The 16,667-nt window shown below is 35.0% G+C and carries 10 protein-coding genes; 7 read left to right on the top strand and 3 right to left on the bottom strand.

What is annotated here, in order from left to right:
* The first annotated feature begins 68 nt into the window (after positions 1-68).
* The 7 genes from ACIDC4_RS07460 to ACIDC4_RS07490 all read left to right on the top strand — a co-directional run bounded on the left by ACIDC4_RS07460 (position 69) and on the right by ACIDC4_RS07490 (position 13,697).
* A complete protein-coding gene (locus tag ACIDC4_RS07460; RefSeq protein WP_412042600.1) occupies positions 69-2,984 on the top strand; it encodes an FAD-binding and (Fe-S)-binding domain-containing protein in 2,916 nt (971 codons plus the stop codon).
* Between the two features lie 134 nt (positions 2,985-3,118).
* Complete coding sequence (locus tag ACIDC4_RS07465) at positions 3,119-3,943, top strand: alpha/beta hydrolase (protein ID WP_412042599.1); 825 nt, start codon at positions 3,119-3,121, stop codon at positions 3,941-3,943.
* A gap of 499 nt (positions 3,944-4,442) precedes the next feature.
* Complete coding sequence (locus ACIDC4_RS07470; RefSeq protein ID WP_412042598.1) at positions 4,443-6,278, top strand: outer membrane protein assembly factor BamB family protein; 1,836 nt, start codon at positions 4,443-4,445, stop codon at positions 6,276-6,278.
* A 490-nt stretch (positions 6,279-6,768) separates the two neighbouring features.
* Positions 6,769-8,241 carry a glycoside hydrolase family 10-like protein gene (locus ACIDC4_RS07475; RefSeq protein ID WP_412042597.1) on the top strand — a complete coding sequence of 491 codons (1,473 nt, stop codon included), beginning with the start codon at positions 6,769-6,771 and terminating at the stop codon, positions 8,239-8,241.
* Between the two features lie 20 nt (positions 8,242-8,261).
* Positions 8,262-10,766: a beta-N-acetylhexosaminidase gene (locus tag ACIDC4_RS07480; RefSeq protein ID WP_412042596.1), complete on the top strand. Its 2,505-nt coding sequence runs from the start codon at positions 8,262-8,264 to the stop codon at positions 10,764-10,766.
* Between the two features lie 4 nt (positions 10,767-10,770).
* Positions 10,771-12,075: a serine hydrolase domain-containing protein gene (locus ACIDC4_RS07485; protein ID WP_412042595.1), complete on the top strand. Its 1,305-nt coding sequence runs from the start codon at positions 10,771-10,773 to the stop codon at positions 12,073-12,075.
* 473 nt (positions 12,076-12,548) lie between these two features.
* The gene (locus ACIDC4_RS07490; RefSeq protein WP_412042594.1) at positions 12,549-13,697 is read left to right on the top strand and encodes an exo-beta-N-acetylmuramidase NamZ family protein; all 1,149 of its coding nucleotides are present in this window, start codon (positions 12,549-12,551) and stop codon (positions 13,695-13,697) included.
* Positions 13,698-13,778: 81 nt separating this feature from the next.
* Here the strand turns inward: ACIDC4_RS07490 and ACIDC4_RS07495 are convergent, their stop codons facing one another.
* From ACIDC4_RS07495 to ACIDC4_RS07505, 3 genes are all read right to left on the bottom strand, one after another.
* Positions 13,779-14,246 (bottom strand): phage holin family protein, encoded by a 468-nt coding sequence (locus ACIDC4_RS07495; RefSeq protein ID WP_412042593.1) that lies wholly within the window; start codon positions 14,244-14,246, stop codon positions 13,779-13,781.
* 89 nt (positions 14,247-14,335) lie between these two features.
* Positions 14,336-15,913 carry a fibronectin type III domain-containing protein gene (locus ACIDC4_RS07500; RefSeq protein WP_412042592.1) on the bottom strand — a complete coding sequence of 526 codons (1,578 nt, stop codon included), beginning with the start codon at positions 15,911-15,913 and terminating at the stop codon, positions 14,336-14,338.
* An 80-nt stretch (positions 15,914-15,993) separates the two neighbouring features.
* A complete protein-coding gene (locus ACIDC4_RS07505) occupies positions 15,994-16,653 on the bottom strand; it encodes a hypothetical protein (protein WP_412042591.1) in 660 nt (219 codons plus the stop codon).
* Positions 16,654-16,667 lie beyond the last annotated feature (14 nt).

The raw sequence follows: 16,667 nt of genomic DNA on the forward strand, positions 1-16,667 counted from the left end.
AATATTTGCATAATAAAATTAAGGTTACCTATTTCAAATTACCAACCAAAAGCAAACCAACCAATAAAATGTCCAGTCTTCTCCCATTACAGCAACTTTCAGATTCATTAGAGGGAACTCTTTTTTACGATGAGCTTTATAAGAAATTATATGCTACAGATGCTTCTGCGTATAGAATTATGCCTGAAGCAGTTGCAATTCCAAAATCAGTAGAAGATATTGCTAAGATTATTCGCTTTGCGGCAAAAAACAATATTTCGATAACACCCAGAACAGCCGGAACATCTTTGGCCGGACAAACGGTGGGAAACGGAATAATCGTAGATGTCTCTAAACATTTTACAAAAATTGTTGCTTTTGATGCCGAAAAGAAAACCATAACAGTGCAGCCCGGCGTAATTCGCGATGAGCTGAATTTGTATTTAAAACCACACGGTTTATTTTTTAGTCCAACTACCTCAACAACAAATCGATGTATGATTGGGGGAATGGTTGGGAATAATTCATCTGGAACAACATCAATACGTTATGGTGTTACCCGAGATAAAATTGTGGAGATAAAAGCGGTTTTAAGTGACGGAAGTCTTGCGGTATTTAAAGATTTGACTTCGGAAGAGTTTATCGAAAAGACAAAAGGAGATTCTTTAGAAAGTAAAATTTACAAAACGATTTACGAGGAACTTTCGAACAAAGAAAATCAGGAAGAAATTAACAGGGAGTTTCCAAAACCTGAAATTCACAGACGAAATACAGGTTATGCCATTGATGCCTTATTAAAATCAGAATTATTTTCGGGAACAGAAAATACCATCAATTTAGGGAAATTACTTTGCGGAAGCGAAGGAACTCTGGCATTTACTACAGAAATTACCTTAAAAGTAGACGATTTACCGCCAACAAACAACATTATGGTTGTGGCGCATTTTCATACCATTCAGGAAAGTTTAGAAGCTGTCGTTGTAGCAATGAAACATCATTTGTACACCTGCGAAATGATGGATGATACTATTTTAGATTGTACAAAAACCAATAGGGAACAATCTAAAAACCGATTTTTTATTGTGGGAGAACCAAAAGCGGTTATTATGCTTGAAGTAGGATCGCATATTAGCATGGAAGATGCCGAATTGCAAGCCGATGCTTTGATTAAAGATCTTGAAGCTAATAATTTTGGATATGCTTTGCCTAAAATTTACGGTGCCGATATTGATAAAGTAAATGAAGTTCGAAAAGCAGGTTTGGGACTTTTAGGAAGTATTGTTGGCGATGATAAAGCAGCCGATTCTATTGAAGATACAGCGGTTGAACTAAGCGATTTACCCAATTATATTGCCGATTTTGCTGCCATGATGGAAAGACACGGACAAAGCGCCATTTATTATGCACATGCCGGAGCCGGAGAGCTGCATTTACGTCCGAAGATCAATTTAAAAACTAAAGAGGGATTACACCAGTTTAGAAATATTTCCACGGAAGTCGCTCATTTGGTAAAAAAATACAAAGGTTCGTTAAGCGGTGAACATGGTGACGGAATTTTGCGAGGCGAGTTTCTGCCTTTTATGATTGGTGATAAAAATTATGAACTGCTAAAACGAATAAAAAAAGCATTTGATCCTGATACTATTTTAAACGTTGGAAAAATTGTAAATGCTTCTAAAATGGATGAAAATCTTCGTTTTGAAGCAGGAAGAATAGAACCGGATATAAAAACAATTCAGGATTTCTCAGACAGTATGGGAATTTTACGCGCTGCCGAAAAATGCAATGGTTCAGGCGATTGCAGGAAATTGCCATCGGCAGGGGGAACTTTGTGTCCGAGTTACCGCGCCACACGAAACGAGAAAGATACCACTCGCGCCAGAGCCAATGCGTTGAGAGAATATCTAACGCATTCTGAAAAAGACAATAAATTCGACCATGAAGAATTGTATAAAGTATTCGAGTTGTGCGTAAGCTGTAAAGCTTGTGCCAGCGAATGTCCAAGTAATGTTGATGTAGCGACTTTAAAATCGGAGTTTTTGTACCAATATCAAAAAGCAAATGGGTTTTCTGTTCGAAATAAAATCTTTGCTTTCAATTCAAAACTCAATAAGTTAGGAAGCATCGCGCCATCTATGACCAATTTTGTTGCCAATTTGCCTTTGGTTAAAAAAAGTATGGGAATCGCACCCAAAAGACAAGTACCTTTATTAGCGCCGACAACTTTTAGAAAATGGTACGAAAAAAATAAAAAATCAGTTGCAAATAATACTTTCGAAAACGGAAAAGTTTATCTTTTTTGTGATGAATTTACCAATTATTATGATGTTTCGGTAGGGATTGATGCTTATGAATTACTGACCAAAATAGGTTACGAAGTACTTATAGTAGATCACGAAGAAAGCGGAAGAGCTTTTATATCGAAAGGTTTTCTGGAAGAAGCGCAGGATATTGCCAATAAAAATGTGGCTATTTTCAAAGATTTAATTGCTGAAAATATGCCATTAATCGGAATAGAACCTTCGGCAATATTAACTTTTAGAGATGAATACATTCGATTGGCCTATGATAAAGAAGGTGCCGAAAAATTATCAAAAAATACCTTTACGATCGAAGAATTCTTTAAAAGAGAAATAACAAACGGGAAAATTCATTCGGGACAATTTTCGGATACAGAGAAAACAATAAAAATTCACGGACATTGCCATCAAAAGTCATTAAGTACTATTGAGGCTTCGTTTGCGATGCTGAATTTGCCCAAAAACAGTTCGGTTACCATTTACAATTCTGGTTGTTGCGGTATGGCAGGTTCATTTGGTTACGAAAAAGAGCATTACGAAATTAGTATGCAAATGGGCGAGGATACGCTGTTTCCAAAAATTCGTACCACCGAAGCCACAACAGCAATTGCCGCTGCGGGAACAAGCTGCCGCCATCAGATTTTTGACGGAACGAATAGAAAAGCCATGCATCCGGTCACTATTTTAAGAGATTGTTTAAGATAATTTTACGAATTTTAAATGAAGCTTAATTTTCTTTTTACCATTAAGAGATTAAGTAATTTAAGGCTTTATGAACTTAATATCTTAATGGTAAAAAAAAGATACTTATTTTGACATAATAATTAAAACAAGATTTTATGAAAAAAGCAATCTGTACATTACTTCTGATGTTCGTATTTTTTTCTGCGAAAGCAGCTAAAATAGATACGATTCAGGTTTTTAGTCCTTCGATGAATAAGAACATAAAAACCTGCGTCATAACGCCTGATGATTATAAAAAAAGCAATAAAAAATTTCCGGTTGTTTATTTGCTTCATGGTTACAGCGGCAATTATGCCAGCTGGGCAAAAGACTTTAAAGATGTTGGGAAACAGGTCGATCAATATGGTTTTATAGTAATTGGTGTCGATGGTAATTTTTCAAGCTGGTATTTTGATAGTCCGATAGATCCAACTTTTAAGTACGAAACTTATGTAATAAAGGAATTAGTTCCTTTTGTAGATAAAAATTACAAAACAATTGCAAGCCGCGAAGGCAGAGCAATATCAGGTCTTAGTATGGGCGGACACGGCGCTTTGTATTTATCCTTTAGACATCAGGATGTATTTGGAGCAGCAGGAAGTATGAGCGGTGGAGTCGATATTCGTCCGTTTCCTGAAAACTGGGATATCAAAAAACGTCTTGGAACGATGACGGAGTTTCCTGAAAATTGGGAGAAAAATACCGTTACCAATATGCTTGAACTGGTAAAAGACAACAAACTAAAACTGATTATCGATTGCGGTGTAGATGATTTTTTTATGGATGTAAACCGAGAACTTCATAATAAAATGCTGGCTCTAAAAATAAATCACGATTATATAGAACGTCCGGGAAAACACAATATTGAATATTGGGAGAATTCCTTAAAATTTCAATTGTTATTTTTTGATAATTTTTTCAAAGAAAACAAATTGAAATAAGAAATTATGTTTTGCAATTCACACATTAGCAATACATAAAAATTGGTTTGGTTACCTATCCTAACAGGTTTTTTAAACCTGTTAGGTATTTTTTTCGCCACAGATTAAAAAGTTTTTTTTCGCCGCAAATTGCACAAATTTTCACGAATTAAATCTGCTAAATCTGCCAAATCTGCGAGAGAAAAGGTTAGCCACAAATTAGAAGGATTAAAATGATTTTTTTGCCACGAATTTCACAAATTTTTACAAATAAATCTGCTGAATCTGCGTAAAAAAAAGAACACAATATATATTGTAGAGACGCACAGCAGTGCGTCTAACATTCCTGATAGCTATCGGGATAAAAGATTAAAATGATTTTTTTACCACAAATTTCACAAATTGAATCTGCGTAAAAAAAAGAACACAAGATATATCGTAGAGGCGCACAGCAGTGCGTCTAACATAACGTAACCACAAAATAACTTAAACAATAGTTTAATAATTTAAAAACAGCGCAATGAAATATCTATTTTCCAAAATATTATTAATCTTTATAATTGCGTCTGGCTTTAGTCAAAAAATAGAAAAATCAGGAATTATAAAATTCGTACAACTTACAGATTTACATGTTTCTCCGGGAAATGAAAATGACTTTTTGTTGCAGAATATTATAAAAGAAATCAATACATCTGATAATGAATTTGTGGTGGTAACCGGAGATTTAACCAATCGCGGTGCCGATGACGAACTCAAAAATGTTCATTCGATTCTTTCGAATTTAAAAATCCCTTATTACGTTATTTCAGGAAATCACGAAACCAACTGGAGCGAAAGTGCCGGTTTAACCTATAAAAAAATATGGGGCAGCGATCGCTTTGTATTTTCGAAAGGAGAATATCTTTTCATCGGGTTTCCGTGTGGTCCTTATATGAAAATGGGAGATGGTTTTGTAAAACACGAAGATGTGCTTTGGCTAGATAAAACCTTAAAAGACAGTCTTAAAGGCAACAATAAAAAAGTCCTGAATTTTGCACATTACCCTTTAGATAATAGCGTAAGTAATTATAAAGAAGTACTTCAGGTTTTAGAAAAATATCCTACTGTCGCCAGTTTTTGTGGTCACGGACATACTTTAAAAAAATATGATTTCTCCGGTTTAAGCGGAATTATGGGCGCATCGATTACCTCTCGTGATGGTAAAACCAAAAGTTACAACGAAGTAATTATCAGTAAAGACAGTATTCGTATTTATCAGAAACAAATTGATCAACCAGGCGTTTTTAAATTTTCGGTTCCGTCAACACCTTCAAAAATTGAAATTCCAAAAGATTCAGGGACAGACATTTCTCCTTTTGTAAAAGATATTGCCTCTATTTATAGTGTTCCTTCTTTTGATAAAGAAAGCCTTTTTTTCGCTAATTCTATTGGTGAGATACAATCGGTTAATTTGAAAAATAAAGTACTTAACTGGAAAAAAGAAACCGGAAATGCCATTTATTTTTCTCCAACAGTGGTAAAAAACAACCTTATTATTGGTACAATCGAAGGGAATATACTGGGATTTGATACACAATCCGGCAATCAAAAATGGAATATTCCTGTTGGAGGTGTTTTGGTAGGTTCGCCAATTGTCGAAAATAATAAACTTTACACAGCAAGTTCTACCACTTTTGTTTGTATCGATGCTGTTAGCGGAAAAATGCTTTGGCAAAATAAATTACCTGAGTCTTATTCACAAGGAACTCCTTTGATACATGGTGATAAAATTATTTTTGGTGCATGGGATACCAATGTGTATTGTTTGAATAAAAATACGGGAACACTTATTTGGAAATGGAATAATGGTAATAATAAACAAGTTTTATATTCAGCCGGAAACGTGAATATGGCGGCATCAAAAAACCGACTTTATTTGGTTACTCCTGAACGTTTTCTGACGATTTTAGAAATAGAAAGCGGCAAAATACTTTTAAGAACTTCGAAATGGAAAGTAAGGGAATCGATGGGGAAAAGTCAGGACGGAAAATGGTTTTATGCCAAAACAATGGAAGGTGAACTTTTAAGATTACCACTTAATGATGAACTGGAACTGACGGAAGAAAATTTGGTGAACCAAAGCAAAGTTTTAGATCTAAAGCTAGGGTACGAACACAATCCTGCAGGAATATTAGAAAATAAAAAGAAAATATATACAGGCAGCCGAAAAGGTGAAGTTGTTGTTGTGGATGCCGATAAATTTGAAATTATAAAACAAATCAATTTAGGAAGTTCCAGTGTAAATGGCTTTTCGGTTGACGATCAGGGAAAAGTTTGGACATCGCTTATAGAAGGCGGTATTTATTTATTAGAGTAGTTATGTAGTTAGTTATCCTAACAGGTTTTTTAAACCTGTTAGGTATTTTTCTTAGCCACAGATTGGGAGGATTAAAATGATTTTTCGCCACGAATTGCACGAATTTCCACGAATTGAATCTGCTAAATCTGCGAGAGAAAAAAGTTGGCCACTCCCGATAGCTATCGGTATAAGAGGATTATAATGATTTTTTCGCTGCGAATTGCACGAATTGAATCTGCTAGATCTGCGTGAGAAAAGAGGCTTAGGAAATTAATTAAATAACAAACTAAACTAAAATATTATTATGAAAATGATTGTCCTAGCCCCGATAGAAGAGGAAATCCTTTTGTGCCGGTGTTCGGCACAAAAGATTGGAACGAATAGCGGGATTAGCTCCTAAAAAAAAGATTTATTATTAGCAATCGAAATGACATATTGAAGGGGATTTCTAAGTTAATTTCTCTTCCAAAAACCACAAAACTATATTAACTAACCAAAAATAGTACTTATGAAAAGTTTAAAATTTTTAATTCTGATACTGCTGTTTCAAACCAATATCTTCAGTCAGCAACCAGCAAAAAGAGAAATGCGTGCTGCCTGGATATCGACAGTAGACAATATCGACTGGCCGTCGAAACCTGGTTTGTCAGACAAAGAAATGAAGAACGAAATGATTACGATTTTGGATAATTTACGATCTTATAATCTGAATACCGTCGTTTTTCAAATTCGTCCTACTGCAGATGCTTATTACAAATCGACGAAAGAACCTGCATCGCACTGGATTACAGGAAAACAGGGAGTTGCCCCGGGTTTTGATCCGTTGCAATTAATGATTGATGAAGCCGGAAAACGCGGAATGAGTGTTCACGTTTGGCTTAATCCGTATCGTGTGCAAAAAGATACGACGAACGAAGTGCTTTCAAAAAATCATTTGTTTTTTAAGAAACCGGAACTGTTTCTTACTTACGGAAAAACAAGATATTTTAATCCGGGATATAGAAAAACAAGAGATTTTGTAGCTTCTGTAGTAGGCGAAATAGTCCGTAATTATAATATTCAGGCCATTCATATGGATGATTATTTTTATCCTTATAAAATTGCAGGACAGGAATTTCCTGATCAGGCGGCTTTCGCCAAAGAGCCTCGCCAGTTTAAAGACAAAGACGATTGGAGAAGAGATAATGTCGATTTGATCATCAAGCAAATACGCGATACCATCATTGCGAATAAACCAGATGTAGAATTTGGAATTTCGCCTTTTGGAGTATGGCGAAATATTGCCAAAGATTCGCAAGGTTCAAATACTGTGGCCGGAGCAACCAATTATGACGATTTGTATGCCAATATTTTGAAATGGCAAAAAGAAAACTGGATCGATTATGTTACGCCACAATTGTACTGGCACATTGGTTTTGACAGGGCTAATTTTGAAGTTTTGGCAAAATGGTGGGCAGCGCACAAATATGGAGCCAATGTTTATATAGGTCATGGAGTTTATAAGCTTTCGAAAACGGCAAAAGAAGTAGAGTGGAGAAGTCCGGATCAGATTGTGAAACAAATAGAAATGATTCGTACAATGCCTTTGCTTGATGGTTCGATGCATTTTACAGCAACCAATTTTCTAAAAAAAGGAGATACGCTGAGAAAACCTCTTATGGAAAAACAATATAAATACATCGCCCTAACGCCCGAAGCCAACAGGGTTACAAGAGTAAAACCTCAACCACCTGTAAATGCTTCGATTGCTCAAAAAGGCGGCACCGCAGTTCTGACATGGAAAGCTGGTGTAAACAATCAAAAATATGTGATTTACAGATTTCCTAAATCAAAAATAACCGATTTCTCTAATCCGGAGAACATTTATTATGTAACAACAGCAACAAAATTAGAGGTTCCGAACGCTAATTTGCAGCAATATACCTACGCCATTACCGCCTTGAGTAATACACAAACGGAGAGCAGTCCGATACAATTTTAATAAAACAAAAGTTTAAAAAGATGAAAAAAAGTATTTTACTAATCGCCATTTTCCTGAGTTCGCTGAATACGATACAGGCTCAGCAACTGGATATAATCCCGAGGCCTGTAAAAATAGAACAAAAAGATAAAGTGTTTATAATTCCTTCATCGCCGAAGATTATTATTGACAAAAAAATAGAAAAAAGTACCCTTTATATTGCAAGTGATTTTTTTAAAATTACAGGAATTACGGCATCGGTTGTTAACGGAAATAAACAGGAAAAAAATACAATAGCACTTTTGGTAGATGAAAAAATGAGTCTTCCAAATGATGGGTATCAGTTGACTGTCAATAAAAAAGGAGTTTTAGTAAAAGGAAAAACGCCAAATGGTGTACTGAACGGTTTTCAGACTTTACTACAAATCAGCTCTGCAAAAGACGTAAAAAAAGGTGCAATTCCGTTTGTAAAAATCGAAGATTATCCTCGTTTTGACTGGCGCGGAATGATGCTCGATTGTTCGAGACAATTTTTTGACAAACAAACGGTTGAAAATTATATCGATTGGCTGGCAGCGCATAAAATGAATGTTTTTCACTGGCACCTTACCGATGATAACGGCTGGAGAGCAGAAATAAAATCGATGCCGGATTTGACCGCAAAAGGAGCCTGGAGAGGACCGGGCGAAGTGTTATTGCCATCGTACGGTTCTGGAAACAAACGTTATGGAGGTTTTTACACTCAGGAAGATATGAAGGAAGTGGTTGCGTATGCATCTGCCAGAGGGATTGCTGTAATGCCCGAAATTGAAATTCCGGGACATTCGCGTGCGGTAACAGCAGCATATCCGGAGATTGGTTGTGCTATAACGCAGGAACTTAAAAGTGTTCAGGGTGAAGTAAAAAATGTTTGGTGTGTAGGACGTGAAGAAAACTACCAAATTTTAGATTCGATTATTAGAGAAGTTTCGGGAATTTTTCCTTTTGAATATATTCATATTGCAGGAGACGAAGTCAATCGTGCCAACTGGGAACATTGTCCAAAATGCCAGGCTTTGATGGCGAAAGAAGGATTTACAGATAGTTTTCAGCTTCAGAATTATTTCTTTAGAAGAGTTCAAACCATTGTGGATAAATATCATAAAAAAACAAATGGCTGGAATGAAATTTTAAAAGGCGGAGAAATAAATCCAAACACTTTAATTAGTGCTTGGCAGGGAATAAGCTACGGAATTGAATCGGCTAAAAAAGGACATGAAACCATTATGATGCCGGGACAATATACGTATTTTGATATGGCACAATCTGAAAATGAACGCGGGCATCGCTGGGCAGCCATTACAGATACCAAAAGAGCGTATTCGTTTGAGCCAATTCCGGAGAATGAGTTAACACCTGAACAGCAAAAACTGATAAAAGGCGTTCAGGGCGCTTTATGGAGCGAATATCTGGATCGTCCAGCAAGAATTATGGAGTACCAAAGTTACCCTAGAATTGCTGCATTATCAGAAATTGGATGGACGAAGAAAGAAGATAAAAACTGGGATGATTTTTACGGAAGATTAACACACAGTCATTTAAAGCGTTTGGCCAATATGGGAATTGCTTTTAGGGATTTTCCGCCAACGGCAATTTACAAAAGCGGAACTATTACCGTGACTCCGCCTTATGAAGGAGCTGTTGTGCGTTATGATGCCCAAGGAAATGAACCTACAAGACAATCGCCTTTGTATACCAATCCAATTCAGACCAAAGAATACGAGCAATATATGTTCCGTACTTTCTTTAATGAAGATGTGGCTAGTCCTGCTGTAAAAGTAGAGAAATTACCGGTTGCCAACTGGAATACTTCTAAAATTGAGGTTGTAAACATTTCAGAAAATATTTCAGAAAATGTAGATAAAAAAGGAATTTGGTACCTCACTTTTGATCCAACAACTGATGCAAGTGCGAATGGAAGTATCAGATCTGTTTCACTTTTTGAAAATGATCAATTGATACAAACTTATGCAGAAGAAAAAACACTGAAATCAAAACCCCGTTTGCGATTTGTGATTGAAAATTACAACGAAAAAAATACCTATCGTTTGGATTTTGTGGTGGATAATAAAGAAGCTACAGCATCTTCGGCGAAGGTAAATTTTAATTGTTCTCCTTATTTAGAGCCAGAAGTAAAAGTAACCTCATCGATGGCGGAGAATCCTAAATTTCCAATTTCAAAATTAGAAGATTATAACATAGAAACGTATTTACGTACCGATGTTGCCTGCGCAAATGGCGACTGGATTTTATACACTTTTACCAATCCTGTTGTTTCCTCAAAAATTGATGTATTGACTGGGATTCCGCATCACCCGAGATTTATTGTCAATGATGGTCATGTCGAATATTCATACAACGGTGTCGACTTTGAAAAAGGAGATAGTTTTGATTACGGAAATGCATCCATTTATCCAAAACAGCCTGTAAAAGCAGTTAAGATTATGATAACGGCCACCAACAACGAACCTTTGATGGCAGCTCAGGATTTAAGAATTAATCCATAAACCAATGAAAAAAATAGGAGTTAGAATCGTACTGGTCTTTTTGATCTTTTTAGGGATAAGTTGCCAGTCGCTTAAAAAATCGAATAAGTCTTTTGATACAAAGCAAAATGAAGTTTTCATCGATTCGATGATGAATAATGCCTTAGGAAAAGGATTTTTTCCGGGAGCACAAATTATTGTGGGCAGTAAAGATTCTGTTTTTATCTTGAAAAATTATGGTTATCATGATTACTCAAAAAAGGAATTAGTAAAAACAGATGACGTGTACGATTTGGCTTCTATGTCTAAGGTTTTGGGCGCAACACTGGTAACCATGCGTTTGGTGGGTGAGGATAAAATAAATGTAGATGATAAATTGGGCGAAATTGTTCCTTTCTATAAAAACACGGCTATTGCTGATTTAACTGTTTTTGAATTATTAACGCACACATCAGGATTAACGCCAAGTATTACTTTTTATCAAAGTTTGCTTTCTACGCCTGACGGATCGCCTTTGTTAAGCAATCAGCAATCTGAGAATTATCCGGATTTGTTTGATACGATGTATGTAAATAAAAATATTGTTTACGATTCAAACTACCTTTCTTTCGAACCTAAAGATCATTACGTTCAGGTCTATAAAAATATGTGGATCAATCCTGAATTTTACAAAACAGTTTACAGGAAAATTGCTGTTGCCAATACACATGAACGTGGTAAATATTTGTATAGCGATCTCAATTTGCTTTTGGTACAACAAATCATAGAGACAAAAACAGGGCAGAAACTCGATCAATTGGCTAAAGAAATTTACAGCGAATTGGGGATTTCGAAAATTGGATACAATCCGCTAAAATGGACTTCGGAGGAAAATGTGATGCCAACCGAAATTGATCATTTTTTCAGAAAAGATACGATCAAAGGTTATGTTCACGATGAAGCAGCGGCTATTTTGGGAGGAGTTTCAGGAAATGCAGGTTTATTTGCGAACGCACAATCGATATCAGTAATTTGCCAAATGCTTTTGAACAATGGCAAATATCACGGAAAACAAATTCTAAAGTCAAAAGTGGTAAAAGAATTTACAAAATCGCCTTTGGTAAAAAAAGGAATTTACCGCGGACTTGGTTTTGATAAACGTAAACCGGATGAATTTTACAAAAAAAATGATTTTGGACATACTGGTTTTACAGGAACTTTTTTCTTTATGAATCCTAATACTAACAGGTTTTTAATCATTCTGACGAATCGCGTAAATCCAACGAGAACAAACAGATTAATGTATAAAGATGATTTTAGTGCCAAAATTTGGAGGCAAATTAATAATTAAAAAAGGTTTGCCACTAATTACACTAATTTCCACGAATTAAATTTGATAAATCGTCAGGCGAAATTTATCCACTCCCGATAGCTATCGGGATAAAGGATTAACATGATTTTTGTTTCACGCAGATTTTGCAGATTCTGGCAGATTCTGGCAGATTTAATTTGAATTATATTCTGTGTTGATTTGCTTAATCTGCGAGCTAAAAAATTAGCCACAGATTAGAGGATTAAAATGATTTTTGTTTCACGCAGATTTGGCAGATTTAAACAGATAAACACAGATTAAAAAAATCTGCTGAATCTGTTAAATCTGCGAGAGAATATTTATCCACTCCCGATAGCTATCGGGATAAAGGATTAATATGATTTTTGTTTTACGCAGATTTAAACAAATATACACAGATTAAAAATTAAATCTGCCTTAATCTGTAGAATCTGCGTGAAAAATTAATGCCAAAAAAAAAAATAATAAACCTTATGAAAAGACTAACTATACTATGTGTACTAATTACAACAGTATCTTTTGCGCAAAAAATAAAAACAGGAGCAGAAAATTATAATGCTTATTTGCCTTTATTAAAAGGAAAAATAATTGGTATTGTCACCAACCAAACCGGAATTATCGATTCGAAAACTCATTTGGTTGATTTTTTGGTTCAGAAAAATATAAAAATCAAAACGATTTTTGCACCGGAGCACGGTTTTAGAGGTACTGCTGATGCTGGCGAACATGTATCTGATGAAATTGATTCAAAAACAGGTTTATCTATAACTTCTCTTTACGGTAAAAACAATAAACCAACTCCAGAGCAACTGAAAGATATTGATATCATGGTTTTTGATTTGCAGGATGTAGGAACACGTTTGTATACCTACGTTTCTACGATGCATAGAATTATGGAGGCTTGCGCCGAAAATAATATTCCGCTAATTGTATTAGATCGTCCAAATCCGAATATTGCGATTGTAGACGGTCCGGTTTTGGATATTGCTTTTAAAAGTGGAATAGGAATGCATCCAACGCCTTTGCTTCACGGAATGACTTTGGGGGAAGAAGCCAAAATGATCAATGGACAAAAGTGGCTGAAAGACGGCATTCAATGCAAACTGACTGTTATTCCGTGTTTGAATTATAACAGAAACATGACGTATAGTTTGCCGGTTCGTCCTTCGCCAAATTTACCAAACGATCAGTCGATTAATTTATATGTGAGTTTGTGCCTTTTTGAAGGAACGAATGTAAGTATGGGACGCGGAACCGAAAAACAATTTCAGATTTATGGTTCGCCTTATTTACCAAAAAGTGATTTTGCATTTACGCCAAAACCCAATTTTGGAGACAAAGATCCTTTGTATAATGGTGTAGAATGTAATGGAGAAGATTTATCGGCAATACCGAGAATTAATAAACTCGAAATTAAATGGCTGATTAAAGCTTACCAAACTACGGAAGATAAATCTAAATTTTTCGATAAAAGAAAATTCTCTATTCGCGCAGGAAATGAAAAACTGCAACAGCAAATCGAAGCAGGAATTTCAGAACAGGAAATAAGAAACAGCTGGAAAGAAGGTTTGCAGGAATTTAAAAAAATGAGAAAGCAGTATTTGATTTATAAGGAGAAATAGGGTTTAATAAAAACTAAAACTAAAGGGATTTGCATCAGGCTCTTCCCTTTTTTTGGAATATATAATGATAGAATGAAGTATTTATTTTTCTATATGATATTTTGGGTCAATTGTAATAAGTAGCCTTTTGAAAAGTTGTATTAAACGATTTCGGATTGACTTAAGAATCAGAGTCATGGCATCGAAATTTTCCACTTCTTTTTTTGTTTTTATAGCAATAATATTGCTGATGATCGAAATACCATCGCTTACTATAAGTAAATCCATTACTATGGTAACAAACCAATTGAAGTCATAATCAAGTCCCTTACTCATCAAAGCCAAAGCTGTTGGTATTAGCAATACGGCTAACTTGGAAACGAATCCTAAAGCTAATTTTTTAAAACTGAATTTGTTGTTTAGTACAATGGTTTTTATGATGCCAAGAAAGGTATCCATTACCATTAAGTAAAACAGTACTTTGACAATTCCTGTGTCCATTTCTAAATAAATAAAAATGGCGTAAAGCAGTAGTTTTAATTCATTCGAATATTCTGAAAATTTGTACATGATTGTGGTTTTTGTAGGTTTGAGGTCTTTTTATGAATAATCTTTTGGGGCTTTTATGCCCCAAAAGATTGTTATTATAAATAGGTATTTTAAAATAAGTTAGTTCTTTCTCTTACAACATTACTTGGGGCTGATAAGTTTCCTGCAGCATCTCGGGCTATAACATGGAAATTATAAGAGCTAACTCTGGATAATCCATTAACAGTAAATAATCGTGCATTGTTTGTCGTTGCAAATAAAATATCGTTTTTATAGACCAAATAATTAGTAATACCTACATCATTATATGTTGGTGTCCAAGATAAATCAACAAATGTAGCACCTACTTTTTCTGCTCTTAAATTTGGAGGTGTTGTTAATGCAGTTGTGGCAAGAGAACGGCCTGTATATTCTATAAAATGAACAACTCTATAGGGGTTTAATATTGAGAAAGGCATATCACCTCCAAAAGGTTTTATTAATTCTCCTTCGGCATAATCGCTATTCCCATAATCTCCAATTGTTAAACCTGAATTACCTCCCCAAGTGCCTCCTTTTTTTAATACCGTACCATTTATTGGACTTATTGTAGGAATTTCGTCAATTGTTAATTTTTTATTTTTATTTCCTCCTTGGTCACCTAATGTCGAAAATTCAGAGTCAAATATATTCAATCCAACAGGCATTCTACCTCTTAATGGTACATATTCTTCCCAACCTTCAGGAAAAGGAGCAGGTTTGCCCCAAAGAGCAATCATTCCTTTTGGTACTGCTGTTGCAGGTTTTTCTTCTAGATCTGTGATGCGTTTAATAAGAGACTCGATTAACGTATTACTTTTAATAACCTGATTTGAACTGTCTACAACTAATAGAGAACCCGTAGAATTGGATGAACTGATATTGTTTAAATATACTTTTCCTCCAATATTGGTATTAGTCCAATCAGATTTATAATTTAAAGAAAGGCTTGTAGTTGTTTCGTCACTACTATCTACTAAAGCTCTTCCTGTAGGATCTGCAGGGTTTAGTTTTCCTTTTCTGTCTATTGATCCTAATCTGAAATCAGCTGCTCTTACAGTTGCGAAACCACTTTCGCTTATATCTAATTTTGATAATTGATAAGAGCCCAAATTCAGATCCCCCTCCATTGCCTTTGATCCTTTAAGAGGAAGATAGTTACTACTAATATCTGTTTTAATTGAATTGATGTTTGCTTCAATTATCTGAATAATTCTTTCAATCTCTTGAATATCTTTGATGACTATAAAAACAGGATTACTCAAATCATAATAATGTACAGCCAATGCATCAGTGATGGGAGGAGATGCAGGACGATTTGCGTAATCTGTGTCACTGATGTACTGTGCTTCATAATCAAAATAAGCAGTTTGAGATTCTCCGTTTCCGTATGTTAGATTTGTGCCTGTTCTGGTAGTTTTTAGGTAGCCGGTATTATCCTCTTTTTTAATAGAATATAATATTCCTTCTATTTCTCCGTCCTGATGGATGATCGCCCAACCGGTTGCTGTTTTTGTTGCATGAGCTATGATATAGTTTTTGCCGGGCTCGATGCCTAAATGACTTTTTAAAGCTCCAAATAATTCAGATCTGTAAGCGGTTTGAAGTCTTTCCAGAGTTTCTTGTTCGAGAGGAAAACCTCCTGGATGAGTAAAATTTACTTGTTTCATTTTGATGTATTTAAATGTCTGTTGTTTTTATTTTTTTTCTTGGGTTTAGAATAATCCTATTTTTTATTTCAGGTTTTATTTTAATCTTTTTCTGAATAAGAATAGGTTTCATAACTCTTTCCTGCGAGTTTATAAAAGTTAAGAAGATCGTTGTATTTCTTGTCTGTTACATTAATAGCTTCTGTATTTGATACAATTCCTTCTTTCTTTGGCTGACTAAGTATAGTTCTATTTGCAATTAGATTTTCAGGTATAAATACTCTGAAATTGGCATAATTTATTTGAGTATAATCTTTACGATGGGCCAGGTAAACAGGTTTATTGTTTTTGTTTTTTTTATATTCCTCATGCGTATATACTTCTAATTGCGGAATCATTAAAGGTCCATCCACGAAAGTGCCATTTTTTAAAATCTTTGGTTCGTAATACTCTTTGTGCAGGTACACATATTGTATGGTAGGTTTAACCGATTCGTCTATATAAATTAACCCGTCTGATCTTTTTTGTCTTGTGCTTGCATTCGGATTGTAATTTTTGTCCGGATTAAAAGTTTCGTTCAATACTTTTTCCAGATAAATGACCTGACCTGTATGCTGCATTTTATAAAGAATCTCTTCGTAAATTGTATGAAGCGGAGTCAGTAAAACATCGAGCCAGTCAATATGAGTTTTTTTTCTAAGGATAGGAGGGACGAGCCATAACAAGAGCTTTTCCCATTTTAAAACAGTGTATTTGTTCATTGTATATATATTAG

The sequence above is a fragment of the Flavobacterium sp. C3NV genome (assembly GCF_046825355.2).
GTDB lineage: Bacteria > Bacteroidota > Bacteroidia > Flavobacteriales > Flavobacteriaceae > Flavobacterium.